This window comes from Burkholderia perseverans, from assembly GCF_022870505.1.
GTDB lineage: Bacteria > Pseudomonadota > Gammaproteobacteria > Burkholderiales > Burkholderiaceae > Burkholderia > Burkholderia plantarii.
Genome location: NZ_CP045094.1, coordinates 941,973 through 958,399, shown reverse-complemented (window position 1 = coordinate 958,399; position 16,427 = coordinate 941,973). Strand labels below are relative to the sequence as shown.

Here is a 16,427-nt window from a genome sequence, read left to right as displayed (position 1 = left end):
GTGCGCCGGCCGCGCTCACTCCTTGCCCGCCTCGCGGTCGAGCTCGCGCAGCCAGGCGAGCTTCTCGGCGATCTTGGTTTCGAGCCCGCGCGGCACCGGCAGGTACCAGCGCGGCTCGCGCATGTCGTCGGGGAAATAGGTCTCGCCGGCCGCGTAGGCGTTGGGCTCGTCGTGCGCGTAGCGGTACTCGTGGCCGTAGCCGAGTTCCTTCATCAGCTTGGTCGGCGCGTTGCGCAGATGCACCGGCACCTCGCGCGACTTGTCCTGCCGCACGAACGCCATGGCCGCGTTGAACGCGTTGTAGCCGGCGTTGCTCTTGGCCGCGCAGGCCAGGTAGATCACCGCCTGGCCGAGCGCCAGCTCGCCCTCGGGCGAGCCGAGCCGCTCGAAGGTCGCGGCCGCGTCGTTGGCCATCTGCATCGCGCGCGGATCGGCGAGCCCGATGTCCTCCCAGGCCATCCGCACGATGCGGCGCGACAGGTACTTCGGATCGGCGCCGCCGTCGAGCATGCGGCAGAACCAGTACAGCGCCGCGTCCGGGTTCGAGCCGCGCACCGACTTGTGCAGCGCCGAGATCTGGTCGTAGAAGTTGTCGCCGCCCTTGTCGAAGCGGCGCGCGTTCAGCGTCATCGCGTTGGCGACGAAATCGGCGTCGATGCGGTTGGTGCGCGCCGACAGCGCGGCCGTCTGCGCCTGTTCGAGCAGGTTCAGGAAGCGCCGCGCGTCGCCGTCGGCATAGCCGATCAGCGTATCGACGGCGAGCGGCTCGAACTCGAGCCCGTCGAGCGCGATCTGCTGCGCGCGCGCGAGCAGCTGGCGCAGCTCGTCGTCGCTGAGCGACTTCAGCACGTACACCTGGGCGCGCGAGAGCAGCGCCGAGTTGACCTCGAAGCTCGGGTTCTCGGTGGTCGCGCCGATGAACGTGACGAGGCCCGACTCGACGAACGGCAGCAGCGCGTCCTGCTGGCTCTTGTTGAAGCGGTGGATCTCGTCGACGAACAGGATCGTGTGGCGGCCGCTGCGATTCAGCGTGTCGCGCGCCTGCTCCATCGATTCGCGGATGTCCTTCACGCCGCCCAGCACCGCCGAGATCGCGATGAACTCGCAGTCGAACGCGTGGGCGGTGAGCCGCGCGAGCGTGGTCTTGCCGACGCCGGGCGGCCCCCAGAGGATCATCGAATGCGGCTTGCCCGACTCGAACGCGAGCCGCAGCGGCTTGCCGTCGCCGAGAAGGTGCGTCTGGCCGATCACCTCGGCGAGCGTCTTCGGGCGCAGCGCCTCCGCGAGCGGGCGGCGCGGTTCGACTTCAAACAGGTCGGCCATGACCTCGACTCCTACGTTGTGCGGCGCGACGTCCATCGCCGCGCGGCCGGACATTATGACAGCCGCGCGCGCGGCGCACCGCTGGCCGGATGGACGGGTGCGCGTCCGAGCGCGACATCGCGCGGGCGGCGCGCGGCGGCGTTCCGGCCGCCTCGTCCCATGCCGCGACGGCCGCCGCCAAACGAAACGGGCCTGCCATCGCTGGCAGGCCCGCGCGACCGGCGCCGGACGGGCGTGACTCAGCCCTTGATCACGTCGGCGCCCTTCGGCACCGCGAAGTGGAACTGGTCGGCCGGCAGCGACGGATTGGTCTGGATGTTGGTGAAGGTCAGCAGCGTGACGTTGCCGAACACGTCGTGCAGCTCCATCGCGGCCAGCACGCCGCCCTTGAAGCCGATGCCGATGCGCTGGAACTGCGTGTCGCGCGCCTTCGGCAGCATCTCGACCCAGTCGATGCCGCCCTTCTCGCCCGCGTCGCGCAGCGTGTAGTTCTTCTCGATGTCGTTGCTGCCGAACAGGATCGCGGCCGGGCTCGCGCCGAGCGCGCCGGCCAGCTTGCGCTCGGTCACCTGGTTCAGGTCCTTGTCGTAGACGTAGAGCGAGTCGCCGTCGGCCTGCAGCAGTTGCTGATACGGCTTCTCGTAGGACCAGACGAACTTGCCCGGACGCGAGAACACGAAGCTGCCGCTCGAATTGTCGGTGGGCTTCGCGGTGGTGGTCGCGATCGCGCCGCTGGCGGCCTTCGAGGGCGCCTTGACGATCTGCTGCGTGAAGCCGCCGCGGGCCGACTTCACCTGCGCGACGAACGCCTTCAGCTCGTCGGTGCCGCCCGCGAACGCGTGCGTGGCGACGCCGAGCAGCGCGGTGCCGGCCAGCGCGGCGAGGAAATGGCGCACCGCGCGGCGGGCGGACGAGGAAGCGGCGAACGGGAATGCTTGCATCTGGTGGGTTTCTCCTGATTGGCGGGCCGGGCGGCCGGCGCGGGGTGGTGCCGGGCGGACCGGATCACTCCGCGTCGCGGGCCGGCACGAGGATTTCGCGGTTGCCGCTCGACGACATCGCCGAGACGAGCCCCGACTGCTCCATCTGTTCGAGCAGGCGGGCGGCGCGGTTGTAGCCGATGCGCAGGTGGCGCTGCACGAGCGAGATCGAGGCGCGGCGATGCTTGACGACGATCTCGACGGCCTGGTCGTATAGCGGATCGGACTCGCCGCCGGCCTCGCCGGTTCCCGCGCCGGGCGCACCCTCCTCGCCGTCGGCGGTGCCGCCCTCGAGCAGACCCTCGATGTAGTTCGGCTCGCCGTGCTCCTTGAGCTTCTCGACCACGCGGTGGACTTCCTCGTCGGACACGAACGCGCCGTGGACGCGCACCGGCAGGCCGCTGCCGGGCGGCAGGTAGAGCATGTCGCCCATGCCGAGCAGCGATTCGGCGCCCATCTGGTCGAGGATCGTGCGCGAATCGATCTTCGACGACACCTGGAACGCCATGCGGGTCGGCACGTTGGCCTTGATCAGGCCGGTGATCACGTCCACCGACGGGCGCTGGGTGGCGAGGATCAGGTGGATGCCGGCCGCGCGCGCCTTCTGCGCGATCCGCGCGATCAGTTCCTCGACCTTCTTGCCGACCACCATCATCAGGTCGGCCAGCTCGTCGATCACCACCACGATGTTCGGCAGGCGGCCGAGCGGCTCCGGATCCTCGGGCGTCAGGCTGAACGGGTTCGGGAGCTTCTCCTCGCGCCGCGTCGCCTCGTCGATCTTGTTGTTGTAGCCGCTCAGGTTGCGCACGCCGAGCTTGCTCATCAGCTTGTAGCGGCGCTCCATCTCGGCCACGGTCCAGTTCAGCGCGTTGCCGGCCTGGCGCATGTCGGTCACGACCGGGCAGAGCAGGTGCGGAATGCCTTCGTAGACGCTCATTTCGAGCATCTTCGGATCGATCAGGATCATCCGCACCTGTTCGGCCGTGCTCTTGTAGAGCAGCGACAGGATCATCGCGTTGATCCCCACCGACTTGCCCGAGCCGGTGGTGCCGGCCACCAGCAGGTGGGGCATCTTGGCGAGATCGGCGCATACCGGCTTGCCGCCGATGTCCTTGCCGAGCCCCATGGTCAGCGCCGACGAGGCCGAGCCGTACACCTCGGAGCCGAGGATCTCGGACAGCCGCACGGTCTGGCGGCGCTGGTTCGGCAGCTCGAGCGCCATGTAGTTCTTGCCGGGGATCGTCTCGACCACGCGGATCGAGACGAGCGACAGCGAGCGCGCGAGATCCTTCGCGAGGTTGACGATCTGGCTGCCCTTCACGCCGGTGGCGGGCTCGATCTCGTAGCGCGTGACGACGGGGCCGGGATAGGCGGCGACCACCCCCACCTCGACGCCGAAATCCTTCAGCTTCTTCTCGATCAGCCGCGAGGTGAATTCGAGCGTGTCGGCCGAGATCGACTCCTGCGCCTGCGGCGCCGGATCGAGCAGCGAGACGGCCGGCAGCGTCGAATCGCCGGGCAGGTCGGTGAAGAGGGGCACCTGGCGCTCGCGCTCGACGCGCTCGGACTTGGCCGGCGTGACCACCGGCGGCACGATCGTGACGGGCTCGTGCTCCTCGATGCGCACCCGCTCTTCCTCCACCTTGCCCTCGCGGCGCACCGCGGCGGCCTCGCCGAGCCGGCGGTCGCGCTCGGCCTCGCGGCGCAGCTTGGCGAGCGTGAAGGCGTTGATGATGGCGTCGCCGACGCGCTCGCAGACCGACAGCCACGAGAACCGGAAGTACAGCGACAGGCCGATCGCGAGCGCGATCAGCAGCGCCAGCGTGCCGCCCGTGAAGCCGAGCGCGTGCGAGATGCCGCGCGCCACCGTCTCGCCGATCACGCCGCCCGGCGCGCGCGGCAGCGGCACCTTCAGCGACCACATGCGCAGCGCCTCGATGCCGTCGCTCGCGAGCAGCACCAGCACGAACGCGAGGCCCTCGGCGAGCCAGCCGACCGGGCGGGCCGGCTCGTCGTCGGACGCCGCCTCGTGGCGCGTGATGCGGCGGTAGTTGGCGGCGATCCGGCGCGCCAGCAGCGCGACCAGCCAGTAGGCGGAGATGCCGAACAGCAGCAGCAGGATGTCGGCCGTCCAGGCGCCGACGCGGCCGGCCCAGTTGGCGATGTGGTCGACCTGCGCCGCGTGCGTCCAGCTCGGGTCGCGGCGGCTGTAGCTCACGAGCGCCATCAGCAGGAACGCGAACACCGCGACCTGCAGAATCCAGCGAATCTCGACGAACAGCCGCGACATGCGATGCGGCAGCGCCTGCGCCTGAGCCGTATAGGGAGCTTTTGCCATGAATCCGTGTAGAAGTGGCGCCCACGCCGGGGCTGCCGATCGTTCGATCGCGATTATTGTAAACGCTGGCGTGACACGGCAAGTGTAAATGACGGTAACCAGCCGATCGACGCATGCTATCGGCGCCATTGAAACGTCGGTTCGGCGGCGCAGCAAACGCCCCTTTATAATGCGCGTCTGGTACCCATCTACGGCATCGTTCCGGTGCGCCGCCGCTGTTTCGCGCCGCCGCCCCGCTTTGCCCCCTCGCCGCACGCCGCGCCATCCCGCCCGTCCGGCCGCTTTTTACGGATCCTGCACATGTCCACGAAACACGCGAAAGTTCTGATTCTCGGCTCCGGCCCCGCCGGCTACACGGCCGCCGTCTATGCGGCGCGCGCCAATCTGTCGCCGCTGCTCATCACCGGCATCGCGCAGGGCGGCCAGCTGATGACCACGACCGACGTCGAAAACTGGCCCGCGGACCCGAACGGCGTGCAGGGCCCGGAACTGATGCAGCGTTTTCTCGAGCACGCGGAGCGTTTCAACACGGAAATCGTGTTCGACCACATCCACACCGCGAAGCTCGACGAGAAGCCGATCCGCCTGATCGGCGACTCCGGCGAATACACCTGCGACGCGCTGATCATCTCGACCGGCGCCTCGGCGCAGTACCTCGGCCTCGCCTCGGAAGAAGCGTTCATGGGCAAGGGCGTGTCGGCCTGCGCGACCTGCGACGGCTTCTTCTACCGCAACCAGGAAGTGGCCGTGATCGGCGGCGGCAACACGGCTGTCGAGGAAGCGCTGTACCTGACCGGCATCGCGAAGAAGGTCACCGTGATCCACCGCCGCGACAAGTTCCGCGCCGAGCCGATCCTGATCGACCGCCTGCTGGACAAGGAAAAGGAAGGCAAGGTCGAGATCAAGTGGAACCACGTGCTCGACGAGGTGACGGGCGACGATTCGGGTGTCACGGGCGTGAAGATCAAGCACACCGGCACCGGCGAGACCGAGCAGCTCGCGCTGCAGGGCGTGTTCGTGGCGATCGGCCACAAGCCGAACACCGACATCTTCCAGGGCCAGCTGGAAATGAAGGACGGCTACATCGTCACCAAGAGCGGCCTGGCCGGCAACGCCACGGCCACCAGCATTCCGGGCGTGTTCGCGGCCGGCGACGTGCAGGACCACATCTACCGCCAGGCCATCACCAGCGCCGGCACCGGCTGCATGGCCGCGCTCGACGCGCAGCGCTACCTCGAGAGCCTGCACGACGCGAACTGAGCGGCGCGGCGCGCGGCGACGCTACAATGAGGTCGCCGCGCACCGCACCGCCCGCAGTGAGGCGACGTCCGCCCTGTCCGCCGACGTCACCGCGCTCGCCCGAAGGCCGCTGCCGTGCGCAGCGGCCTTTTTCATTGGCGCGCGCCCGGCCCCGGCCGGCCGCCCTTCGATCCGTCGACCATCATGGCGAAGAACCAGCCCCACCCGAGCGACCCGGCCAAGCGCCGTGCCGCCGCCCCCGTCAAGCCCGCCGAGCCGATCGTGCCGGCCCCGGCCGCCACCGCCGCCGCGCTGAAGAGCCAGGGCCTGGCCGGCCTCGGCTCGCTACGCGATGCGCTCAAGGGTCAGGCCGAGCGGCAGGCGCGCGCGCTCGCGCAGGCCCAGCGCGATATGCGCGAGGCCGAGGCCAACGCGAACCTGTTCCGCGACGAGATCGGCGCGATCACGCCGCTCGCCGCCCCGCCCCGCGCCCCGGCGCGACGCGAGCCGCCCCAGCCGCTGCCGAAGCAGACGCGCCGCGACGAAGAGGCGGTGCTGTCCGAGACCCTGTCCGACGAATTCGATCCGGAAACGCTGCTCGACTCCGACGAAAGCCTCTATTACCACCGCCCCGGCATCAGCCGCGACGTGGTCCGGAAGCTGCGCAGCGGCGCCTGGATCGTCCAGTCCCAGCTCGACCTGCACGGCATGCGCCGCGACGAGGCGCGCGAGGCGCTCGCCGCGTTCATTCGCGAGGCCGGCAAGAAGGGGCTGCGCTGCCTGCGCGTGATCCACGGCAAGGGGCTCGGCTCGATCGGCAAGGAGCCGGTGCTGAAAGGCAAGGTGCGCGCGTGGCTGGTACAGAAGGAGGAAGTGATCGCGTTCTGCGAGGCGCGCGGCCACGACGGCGGCGCCGGCGCGGTGCTGGTGCTGCTGCAGCCGGCCTCGGCGCTCGGCGCCATCGGCACGGGCGAACGCGGTACGCCGCGCGAGGCGCTCTGACGGTTTTCGACGGCGGGCGGGCGCGGATGGCTCGCCGGGTGCCGGCAGCGTTCAGGCCGGCCGCGTTGCCGCGCGTGGCCGACGGCTGGCCGGCATGATAGCCGGCTCCCGGTCACGGCATCGACACGGCCGGTGGCGCGGACATCGAGCCCCGAAGCGACAGCCAACCGGCGGCCACGGGGTACCGCTTGCACTGCGGTCAACCGGCGACGGCCCTCCCGAGTAGCGTCTGCCCGACGGCATCCGATCGACCATTCGGAACACTGGAACACGGCCTCCGCGCCCCACCTTCCGCCGTCCGCTCTTCACCGCCGCGCCCCAAAAGCCAACGGGCCGCCCGCAGGCAGCCCGTCGTCACGCCGGCATCCCGGGCGGCGGCGCGCCCAGGCACGCCGCCCCCGCTCACCGCGTCACGCGATCCGCGCTTCCGTGGCCGGATCGAACGCCACCGCCTTCGACACGTCGAACAGCAGCTTCAGCTGCTGCTGCGGCTGCGGGTTCGCGGCCGGGTGGACGCGGCTCACGATGCGCTTGCCGTTGACCTGCGCGAACACGTGCGTGTCCGGGCCGGTCGGCTCGGTCACGTCGACGATCACGTCGAGCGGCTGCAGCGCCGAGGCCTGGCCGTCGTGCGCGTTGCGCGCGTCGGTGATGCGCTCCGGACGCAGGCCGAGGATCACCTCGCGGCCGAGGTGGCCGTTCATCTTGGCGCGCTCGAACGGCAGGTTCAGCACGCCGCGCGTGGCGCCCGTGTCGATCTCCAGGCCCACGCCGCCGCCCTGCTCCACCACCTTGCCGTGGATGAAGTTCATCGGCGGCGCGCCGATGAAGCCGGCCACGAACAGGTTCGACGGCGAATCGTAGATGTCCTGCGGCGCGCCGAACTGCTGCACCACGCCGTCCTTCATCACCGCGATGCGGTCGCCGAGCGTCATCGCCTCGATCTGGTCGTGCGTCACGTAGACGATGGTGGTGCCGAGGCGCTGGTGCAGCAGCTTGATTTCCGCGCGCATCTCGATGCGCAGCTTCGCGTCGAGGTTCGACAGCGGCTCGTCGAACAGGAACAGCGACGGGTCGCGCGCGAGCGCCCGGCCCATCGCCACGCGCTGGCGCTGGCCGCCCGAGAGCTGGCCCGGCTTGCGGTCGAGCAGGTGCTCGATCTGCAGCATCGCGGCCACGCGGTCGACGATCTGCTTCTGCTCCTGCTTCGGCACCTTGCGGATGTTCAGCCCGAACGAGATGTTCTCCTTGACCGTCATCGACGGATAGAGCGCATAGGACTGGAACACCATCGCGATGTCGCGATCCTTCGGCGACAGGTCGTTGACGACCTTGCCGCCGATCCGGATCTCGCCCTTCGTGACGGTCTCCAGGCCCGCGATCATGTTGAGCAGCGTCGACTTCCCGCAGCCCGAGCCGCCGACCAGGATCAGGAACTGGCCGTCCTCGATATCGATGTCGACGCCCTTCAGGACCGGCACCCCGTTCGGATAGGTCTTGTACACGTCACGGATGGAAAGGCTTGCCATGCTGTGAATCCTCTGTCTCGGTGCGGCGCCGCGCGCCGCGTCTGTTCTGCGCGCCGCGCGGAGTGCCCGCGCGGCCGGTTCGTTCGGAAATCGTTCAGGAAAAGCCGCGTCCGTCAGCCCTTCACCGCGCCCGCGGTCAGCCCGCGCACGAAGTAGCGGCCGGCGATCACGTAGACGAGCAGCGTCGGCAGCGCGGCGATGATCGCGCCGGCCATGTCGACGTTGTATTCCTTCACGCCCGTCGACGTGTTCACGAGGTTGTTCAGCGCGACCGTGATCGGCATCGAATCGACGCCGGAGAACACGATGCCGAACAGGAAGTCGTTCCAGATCTGCGTGAACTGCCAGATCAGGCAGACCATGAAGATCGGCAGCGACACCGGCAGCAGGATCTTCGTGAAGATCGTGAAGAAGCCCGCGCCGTCGATGCGCGCGGCCTTCACCAGCTCGGCCGGCACGCTCACGTAGAAGTTGCGGAAGAACATGGTGGTGAACGCAATGCCGTACACCACGTGGACCAGCACCAGCCCGGCCGTGGTGTTGGCGAGGCCGAAGTAGCCCTCGACGCGCGCCATCGGCAGCAGGATCACCTGGAACGGGATGAAGCAGCCCACCAGCAGCACCGTGAACAGCGCGTCGGCGCCGCGAAAGCGCCAGTGCGTGAGCACGTAGCCGTTGAACGCGCCGATCAGCGACGAGATCAGCACGGCCGGGATCACCATCTTCAGCGAATTGAAGAAGAACGGCTTCATGCCGTCGCAGCGCACGCCGGTGCAGGCCGTGCCCCAGGCCTTGAGCCACGGGTCGATGGTCCAGTGGGTCGGCGGCGTGAGCAGGTTGCCGGTGCGCAGCTGATCGAGGTCCTTGAAGGACGTGGACAGCATCACGTACAGCGGCAGCAGGAAGTACAGGGCGAACAGGATCAGCACCGCGTAAATGACGCCGCGGCTGATCGTCATCTTAGGCTGCATTGCGGGTGCTCCTCGATTCCATATACATCAGCGGCACGAGCACCGCGACCACGGTCGCGAGCATCATCACCGACGAGGCCGCGCCCACGCCGAGCTGCCCGCGATTGAACGAATAGGTATACATGAACATGGCCGGCAGCGACGACGAGGTGCCGGGGCCGCCCGCCGTCAGCGCCACGACCAGGTCGAAGGTCTTGATCGTGAGGTGGCAGAGGATCAGCAGCACCGAGAAGAACACCGGGCGCATGCTCGGGATCACGATCTTGCGGTAGATGGTGGGCAGCGTCGCGCCGTCCACCTGGGCCGCCTTGAAGATCTCGCCGTCCACGCCGCGCAGGCCGGCCAGGAACAGCGCCATCACGAAGCCGGTCGACTGCCAGACCGCCGCGATCACGACGCAGAAGATCGCCTTGTCCGGATCGTCGAGCCAGCCGAACGAGAAGCTGGTCCAGCCCCAGTCCTGCAGCACCTTCTCGAGGCCGAGACCGGGGTTCAGGATCCACTGCCAGGCGGTGCCGGTGACGATGAACGAGAGCGCCATCGGATACAGGAACACCGCGCGCAGCGCGCCCTCGTTGCGGATCTTCTGGTCGAGCAGGATCGCGAGGAACAGGCCGAGCACCACGCAGATCACGATGAACGGAATGCCGAACCAGCCGAGATTCGCGGCGGAAGTCCACCAGACGTCGTTCTCGAACAGGTCCGAATAGCGGCCGAAGCCGTCGAACGTGTAGTTGGGCAGCAGTCGCGACTTGGTCAGCGACAGGTAGCCGGTGATGATGATGAAGCCGTAGATGAACACGACGGCGATCGCGATGCTGGGAGCGAGCACCAGCTTCGGGATCCAGCGATCGGCCAATGCGGAGAGCGGCGACGCATGGCGGCCGACGTCGGCGCGACCGGGTTCGTTTCCGCTGAGAGGGGCAGCCACTTGATTCGACTCCTGGAACGGGGCGCCGGCCGCCTTGAAGGAAGGCGCACGGCATCGGGGTGCGGCGCGGGCCCGCGAGGGCCCGTTTGCGTCGGGTCGGGCGGTGCCGGCGCTCAGGCTGCCGGCGCCGCCCGCTGCGCGCTTACTTCACCTTGGCGGCCTTGGCCAGCGCTGCCACCGCGGCCTTCGGATCTTCCTGCGAGTTCATGAACTTCGTCACGACGTCCGAGATCGCGCCGGCGGTGGCATCGCCCTGCGCCATGCCGTGCGCGAGCGACGGCACGTAGCCGCCCGCCTTCAGGGCGGTCTGCTCGTCCGCGTAGGACTTCTTCGCGCAGTCGTCGAACTTGTCCATCTTCACGCCCAGGCGCACCGGGATCGAGCCCTTCAGCAGGCTGAACTGCTCCTGGAAGCCCGGCGTCATGATCGTCTTGGCGAGCGCCAGCTGGCCCGGCGTGGCCTTGTCCGAACCCTTCTGCTGGAAGAACACGAACGAGTCGACGTTGAACGTGTAGCCGCTCGCGGTGCCCGGCACCGGCGCGCAGATGTAGTCCTTGCCCGACTTCTTGCCGGCGTTCTCGAACTCGCCCTTGGCCCAGTCGCCCATGAACTGCATGCCGGCCTTGCCGTTGATCACCATCGCCGTGGCCAGGTTCCAGTCGCGGCCGTTGCGGCTCGCGTCGAAGTAGCCCTGGATCTTGCGCACCGTGTTGAACACGTCGAGCATCTTCGGCGAGGTCAGCGCCGACTGGTCGAGGTCGACGATCGCCTTCTTGTAGAAGTCGGCGCCTTCGGACAGCACCACGTCCTCCCACAGCGTCAGGTCCTGCCACGGCTGGCCGCCCATCGCGATCGGCTGGATGCCGGCGGCCTTCATCTTGTCGGCGACCTGGAAGAATTCCGGCCAGCTGGTCGGCACCTTGCCGCCGACCTTGTCGAGCGCGGCCTTGTTGATGTACAGCCAGTTCACGCGATGCACCGAGAACGGCGCGCCCACGTAGTGGCCCTTGTACTTGATGATCTTGTCGATTTCCGGCGGCAGGTTCTGCTTCCAGTCACCCGCGACCGAGTCGATGTTGACCAGCACGCCCTGGTCGGCCCAGTCCTGGATCAGCGGACCCTTGATCTGCGCGGCCGACGGCGAATCGCCGCTGATCACCTTGGTCTTCAGCGCGGTCATGGCCGCCGCGCCCGCGCCGCCCGCCACCGCGAAATCCTTCCACACGTAGCCCTGCTTCTGCAGGTCGTCCTTCAGCGCGCCCACCGCCTTCGACTCGCCACCCGAGGTCCACCAGTGCAGCACCGTCACGTCCTCGGCCGCCTGCGCCGTGGCGGCGCCGATCATCAGGCCTGCGGCGCACAGCGCGCCCATCATCGCGCGAACTTTCATTTACTTATCTCCTCCAGATTGGATTGAACCAACTCGTAAGGCTTTCGACTCCACGAAAGCCGGCTTGCTCGGGAACCTGCGAAACGAAACAACCGGGATGACACGCCGCGAACGACCGGAACCGGTCGGGCCGTTGCCGGCCGCGGGCGCTCAGGAACTGAGTGGATCGAGATTCAAGGCTTGTCTCCTCCGATCTTGATGGTTCCGGTTCCGCCGTCGCGCGACACCGAACCTCGGGGCCGTCGCGGACCGGCGCATGATGCGTTTCGCCATTGTCCTTTAACATTCGGTCTCGGCGCGCTGCCGCACCGGCCGTCCCCGCACGAAGAACGCGCTTCCCCGATGGATCGTGTGCGCTTCTTTTTCTTCGTTCGGGCCTACCCCTTGCGGCGGATTGTAGTTAAACTACAATTCAGTGTCAAAAAAAATTTTATCGCACTACGGCTCCGATTCGTGCGATCCGCGCCCGTCGGATCGAGGTCGGATTCATGCCGTGATGCGGGGCATTTCCAACCGGGCGGAGACACATGCAAACCGATTCCAGCTTCACCTTCGTTCTGTTCGGCGGCACCGGCGACCTGTCGATGCGCAAGATCCTGCCCGCGCTGTTCGAGGCGCACCGCGCCAACATGCTCGCCGAGGCGGGACGCATCGTCGCCGTCGCGCGCCACGAGTCGGATCGCGCCGCCTATCACGGCTGGGTCGAGGAACACGTGAAGCCGCATGCAAGGAAGGCGTCCGGCAGCGCGTTCGACGAAGCGGCCTGGCGGCGGTTCCTCGAGCGCATCGACTACGTCCATCTCGATCTCGGCCGCCCGGAAGACTACAAGGTGCTGCGCGACGCGATCGGCACGCTGCCCGGCACGCGCGTGTTCTACCTGGCCACCGGCCCGTCGCTGTTCGAGCCGATCTGCAAGGCGCTGGCCGGCGTGGGCCTCAGCGAAGGCGCGCGCATCGTGCTCGAGAAGCCGCTCGGCTACGATCTCGCCTCGTCGAACGAAATCAACGACGCGGTGGGCGAGATCTTCGCCGAGGACCAGATCTACCGGATCGACCACTATCTCGGCAAGGAGCCGGTACAGAACCTGCTCGCGCTGCGCTTCGGCAACGCGCTGTTCGAGCCGCTGTGGCGCCGCGAATGGGTGGAGAGCATCCAGATCACGATCGCCGAGGAACTCGGCGTGGAAGCGCGCGGCGATTTCTACGACAACACCGGCGCGCTGCGCGACATGGTGCAGAACCACCTGCTGCAGCTGCTGTCGATTGTAGCGATGGAGCCGCCGCATTCGATGGATTCGGATTCGGTGCGCGACGAAAAGCTGCGCGTGCTGCGCGCGCTCAAGCCGATCGACCCGCGCGACATCAGCAAGGTGGCCGTGCGCGGCCAGTACCACGGCGGCACCATCAAGGGCACCCAGGTGCCCGCCTACGCCACCGAGCCCGGCGTGAAGCCCGACAGCACCACCGAAACCTACGTCGCGCTGAAGGTCGAGATCGAGAACTGGCGCTGGGCCGGCGTGCCGTTCTTCCTGCGCACCGGCAAGCGGCTCGCCGACCGCGTCGCCGAGATCGTCGTCAACTTCCGCGCCGTGCCGCATTCGGCGCTCGGCGCCTCCGCGCTGCGCGCCGGCGCGAACCGCCTGGTGATCCGGCTGCAGCCGAACGAGTCGATCCGCCTCTACTGCCTCGCCAAGCAGCCCGGCGAGGGCATGAACCTCGCGAGCGTGCATCTCGACCTCGCGTTCGACCAGTTCTTCAAGGAAGGCCAGATGGAGGCCTACCAGCGCCTGCTGCTCGACGTCATCAACGGGCGCCTCGCGCTGTTCGTGCGCCGCGACGAGCAGGAAGCCGCCTGGCGCTGGGTCGAGCCGATCCAGAGCGAATGGCAGAAATCGCTGAAGCCGCCGAAGCCCTACGCATCGGGCACCTGGGGGCCGGCCGCCGCGAGCGCGATGCTCGCGCAGCACGGCACCTGCTGGCTGGAAGAAGAGAATTGACCGACATCTCGATGCGCGCGGCGGCTCGCGGCCGGTCGGCCACGCCGCGTCATCGGCAATGCATGACACCCGAAATCAATAAAAGCAGCCTGGAGGAGAAGTGATCGAGCTTCACCCATTCGAAAGCCCGCACACACAGTGCGAGGCGCTCGCGCAGGCGGTCGGCGCGGCGCTGCAAGCGTCGCTGGCCGGGCAGGCGCGCGCGACGCTCGCCGTCTCCGGCGGCACCAGCCCGCGGCCGTTCCTGCAAACGCTGTCCACCCACGCGCTCGACTGGGCGAGGATCGACGTCACGCTGGTCGACGATCGCTGGGTGCCGGCCACCGATGCCGCGAGCAACGCGCAGCTGGTGCGCGACACGCTGCTGCGCAACGAAGCGGCTCACGCGCGCTTCCTGCCGCTTGTCGACGTCTCCGCCACGCTCGCCGCCCAGGTCTCGGTGCTGAACGCCGACCCCGACTACCGGCAGCCCGACGTGGTCGTGCTCGGCATGGGCGAGGACGGCCACACCGCGTCGATCTTCGCCGACGCGCCCGAATGGGAGCTGGCGACCAGCACGCCGGCACGCTACGTCGCCGTGCATCCAGGCGCCGCGCCCCACCCGCGCGTGAGCCTGTCGCTCGACGCGCTGCGCCGCGTCGATCACCTGTTCCTGCTGATCGCGGGCGCCCGCAAGCGCGACGTGCTGGAGGCCGCCGCCGCGGCGCCGCAGCGCAACGCGATTTCCCAACTGGCCAACGACAAGGGGACGAAGCTCGATGTCTACTGGTGCGCAAACTAAACCGGCAGCCGGCCAGCACGCCGACGGCCCGCGCCTTTTGGCCGACGTCGGCGGCACGAACGCGCGCTTCGCGCTCGAAGTGGGCCCCGGCGAGATCACGCAGATCCGCGTGTACCCCGGCGCCGACTACCCGACGCTGACCGACGCGATCCGCAAGTATCTGAAGGACGTCAAGATCGGCCGCGTCAATCACGCCGCGATCGCGATCGCGAACCCGGTCGACGGCGACCAGGTGCGCATGACCAACCACGACTGGAGCTTCTCGATCGAGGCCACGCGCCGCGCGCTCGGCTTCGACACGCTGCTGGTCGTCAACGATTTCACCGCGCTCGCGATGGCGCTGCCGGGCCTGACCGACGCGCAGCGTCAGCAGGTGGGCGGCGGCACGCGCCGCCAGAACAGCGTGATCGGCCTGATGGGGCCGGGCACCGGGCTTGGCGTGTCGGGGCTGATCCCGGCCGACGACCGCTGGATCGCGCTCGGCAGCGAGGGCGGCCACGCCACCTTCGCGCCGATGGACGAGCGCGAGGATCTGGTCATGCAATACGCGCGCAAGAAGTTTCCGCACGTCTCGTTCGAGCGCGTCTGCGCCGGGCCCGGCATCGAACTCGTCTACCGCGCGCTGGCCGGACGCGACAAGAAGCGCGTGGCGGCCGGCTTCGGCACGCCCGAGGTGGTCGAGCGCGCGCACGCGGGCGACGCGCTCGCGCTCGAGGCGGTGGACGTGTTCTGCGCGATCCTCGGCACCTTCGCCGGCAACCTCGCGGTCACGCTCGGCTCGCTCGGCGGCGTCTACGTGGGCGGCGGCGTCGTGCTCAAGCTCGGCGAGCTGTTCCTGAAGTCGCGCTTTCGCGAGCGCTTCGAATCGAAGGGACGCTTCTCCGACTACCTCGCGAACGTGCCGACCTACCTGATCACGGCCGATTACCCGGCGTTCCTCGGCGTCTCGGCGATCCTCGCCGAGCAGTTGTCGAACCGCACCGGCGGCGCCTCGTCGGCCGTGTTCGAGCGGATTCGCCAGATGCGCGACGCGCTCACGCCGGCCGAGCGCCGCGTGGCCGATCTCGCGCTGAACCATCCGCGCTCGATCATCAACGATCCGATCGTCGACATCGCGCGCAAGGCCGACGTGAGCCAGCCCACCGTGATCCGCTTCTGCCGCTCGCTCGGCTGCCAGGGGCTGTCGGACTTCAAGCTCAAGCTCGCCACCGGCCTGACCGGCACGATCCCGATGAGCCACAGCCAGGTGCATCTGGGCGACACGGCCACCGACTTCGGCGCGAAGGTGCTCGACAACACGGTCTCGGCGATCCTGCAGCTGCGCGAGCACCTGAACTTCGAGCACGTCGAGAAGGCCATCGAGATCCTGAACGGCGCGCGGCGCATCGAGTTCTACGGGCTCGGCAACTCGAACATCGTCGCGCAGGACGCGCACTACAAGTTCTTCCGCTTCGGGATTCCGACCATCGCCTACGGCGACCTCTACATGCAGGCGGCCTCGGCCGCGCTGCTCGGCAAGGGCGACGTGATCGTGGCCGTCTCGAAGTCGGGCCGCGCGCCCGAGTTGCTGCGCGTGCTCGACGTGGCGATGCAGGCCGGCGCCAAGGTGATCGCGATCACCTCCAGCAACACGCCGCTCGCCAAGCGCGCGACGGTGGCGCTGGAGACCGATCACATCGAGATGCGCGAGTCGCAGCTGTCGATGATCTCGCGGATCCTGCACCTCGTGATGATCGACATCCTCGCGGTGGGCGTCGCGATCCGGCGCGCCTCGCCGAACGCCGAGATCAACGAGGCCGTCGCGCAGGCGCGCTCGCGCGCCGGCGACGACGAATCGGCCGACGTGCTCGACTGGCTCAGCCACGGCGCGGCGCCGGCGGCCGCGCGCGACTGAGGCGACGCCTGCCGCCGCCGGGCGGCGAAAACAAACAGGGCCGGCGCTTTCG

12 protein-coding genes are annotated in these 16,427 nt (G+C 68.5%); 5 read left to right on the top strand and 7 right to left on the bottom strand.

Annotated features, from left to right (window positions below; translation table 11 throughout):
* Positions 1-15 precede the first annotated feature (15 nt).
* The 3 genes from BpN12_RS18850 to BpN12_RS18840 all read right to left on the bottom strand — a co-directional run bounded on the left by BpN12_RS18850 (position 16) and on the right by BpN12_RS18840 (position 4,641).
* Positions 16-1,323: a replication-associated recombination protein A gene (locus tag BpN12_RS18850; RefSeq protein ID WP_246797017.1), complete on the bottom strand. Its 1,308-nt coding sequence runs from the start codon at positions 1,321-1,323 to the stop codon at positions 16-18.
* 239 nt (positions 1,324-1,562) lie between these two features.
* A complete protein-coding gene (lolA, locus tag BpN12_RS18845; RefSeq protein ID WP_246797016.1) occupies positions 1,563-2,264 on the bottom strand; it encodes an outer membrane lipoprotein chaperone LolA in 702 nt (233 codons plus the stop codon).
* Between the two features lie 64 nt (positions 2,265-2,328).
* Positions 2,329-4,641: a DNA translocase FtsK gene (locus BpN12_RS18840; RefSeq protein WP_246797015.1), complete on the bottom strand. Its 2,313-nt coding sequence runs from the start codon at positions 4,639-4,641 to the stop codon at positions 2,329-2,331.
* Positions 4,642-4,941: 300 nt separating this feature from the next.
* Here BpN12_RS18840 and trxB point away from each other — a divergent pair, with 300 nt between their 5' ends.
* Together trxB and BpN12_RS18830 are read left to right on the top strand one after the other, a co-directional pair.
* A complete protein-coding gene (gene trxB, locus BpN12_RS18835; RefSeq protein WP_042624100.1) occupies positions 4,942-5,901 on the top strand; it encodes a thioredoxin-disulfide reductase in 960 nt (319 codons plus the stop codon).
* A gap of 183 nt (positions 5,902-6,084) precedes the next feature.
* A complete protein-coding gene (locus tag BpN12_RS18830; protein WP_246797014.1) occupies positions 6,085-6,882 on the top strand; it encodes a Smr/MutS family protein in 798 nt (265 codons plus the stop codon).
* 410 nt (positions 6,883-7,292) lie between these two features.
* Here the strand turns inward: BpN12_RS18830 and BpN12_RS18825 are convergent, their stop codons facing one another.
* The 4 genes from BpN12_RS18825 to BpN12_RS18810 all read right to left on the bottom strand — a co-directional run bounded on the left by BpN12_RS18825 (position 7,293) and on the right by BpN12_RS18810 (position 11,703).
* A complete protein-coding gene (locus BpN12_RS18825; protein WP_246797013.1) occupies positions 7,293-8,411 on the bottom strand; it encodes an ABC transporter ATP-binding protein in 1,119 nt (372 codons plus the stop codon).
* Between the two features lie 113 nt (positions 8,412-8,524).
* On the bottom strand, positions 8,525-9,382 hold the full coding sequence (locus BpN12_RS18820) for a carbohydrate ABC transporter permease (protein ID WP_198249986.1): 858 nt from the start codon (positions 9,380-9,382) through the stop codon (positions 8,525-8,527).
* A complete protein-coding gene (locus tag BpN12_RS18815; RefSeq protein WP_246797012.1) occupies positions 9,372-10,313 on the bottom strand; it encodes a carbohydrate ABC transporter permease in 942 nt (313 codons plus the stop codon). Before BpN12_RS18815 ends, BpN12_RS18820 begins: the two co-directional genes overlap by 11 nt.
* 142 nt (positions 10,314-10,455) lie before the next feature.
* Entirely contained in the window at positions 10,456-11,703 is a 1,248-nt protein-coding gene (locus BpN12_RS18810) for an ABC transporter substrate-binding protein (RefSeq protein ID WP_246797011.1), read from the bottom strand.
* A gap of 527 nt (positions 11,704-12,230) precedes the next feature.
* Between BpN12_RS18810 and zwf the strand changes: the two genes are divergently transcribed.
* The 3 genes from zwf to BpN12_RS18795 all read left to right on the top strand — a co-directional run bounded on the left by zwf (position 12,231) and on the right by BpN12_RS18795 (position 16,375).
* Positions 12,231-13,700, top strand: a complete 1,470-nt coding sequence (gene zwf / locus BpN12_RS18805) for a glucose-6-phosphate dehydrogenase (RefSeq protein ID WP_246797010.1) — start codon at positions 12,231-12,233, stop codon at positions 13,698-13,700.
* Positions 13,701-13,800: 100 nt separating this feature from the next.
* A complete protein-coding gene (gene pgl / locus BpN12_RS18800; RefSeq protein WP_246797009.1) occupies positions 13,801-14,481 on the top strand; it encodes a 6-phosphogluconolactonase in 681 nt (226 codons plus the stop codon).
* The gene (locus BpN12_RS18795; RefSeq protein ID WP_246797008.1) at positions 14,459-16,375 is read left to right on the top strand and encodes a bifunctional transcriptional regulator/glucokinase; all 1,917 of its coding nucleotides are present in this window, start codon (positions 14,459-14,461) and stop codon (positions 16,373-16,375) included. Before pgl ends, BpN12_RS18795 begins: the two co-directional genes overlap by 23 nt.
* Positions 16,376-16,427: the final 52 nt, after the last annotated feature.

What these genes read in the sequence shown, in the direction of transcription:
- BpN12_RS18825 (WP_246797013.1), bottom strand. Translation starts at nt 8,411, where the DNA reads ATGGCAAGCCTTTCCATCCGTGACGTGTACAAGACCTATCCGAACGGG.
- trxB (WP_042624100.1), top strand. Translation starts at nt 4,942, where the DNA reads ATGTCCACGAAACACGCGAAAGTTCTGATTCTCGGCTCCGGCCCCGCC.
- BpN12_RS18830 (WP_246797014.1), top strand. Translation starts at nt 6,085, where the DNA reads ATGGCGAAGAACCAGCCCCACCCGAGCGACCCGGCCAAGCGCCGTGCC.
- BpN12_RS18850 (WP_246797017.1), bottom strand. Translation starts at nt 1,323, where the DNA reads ATGGCCGACCTGTTTGAAGTCGAACCGCGCCGCCCGCTCGCGGAGGCG.
- BpN12_RS18810 (WP_246797011.1), bottom strand. Translation starts at nt 11,703, where the DNA reads ATGAAAGTTCGCGCGATGATGGGCGCGCTGTGCGCCGCAGGCCTGATG.
- BpN12_RS18840 (WP_246797015.1), bottom strand. Translation starts at nt 4,641, where the DNA reads ATGGCAAAAGCTCCCTATACGGCTCAGGCGCAGGCGCTGCCGCATCGC.
- BpN12_RS18795 (WP_246797008.1), top strand. Translation starts at nt 14,459, where the DNA reads ATGTCTACTGGTGCGCAAACTAAACCGGCAGCCGGCCAGCACGCCGAC.
- zwf (WP_246797010.1), top strand. Translation starts at nt 12,231, where the DNA reads ATGCAAACCGATTCCAGCTTCACCTTCGTTCTGTTCGGCGGCACCGGC.
- lolA (WP_246797016.1), bottom strand. Translation starts at nt 2,264, where the DNA reads ATGCAAGCATTCCCGTTCGCCGCTTCCTCGTCCGCCCGCCGCGCGGTG.
- BpN12_RS18820 (WP_198249986.1), bottom strand. Translation starts at nt 9,382, where the DNA reads ATGCAGCCTAAGATGACGATCAGCCGCGGCGTCATTTACGCGGTGCTG.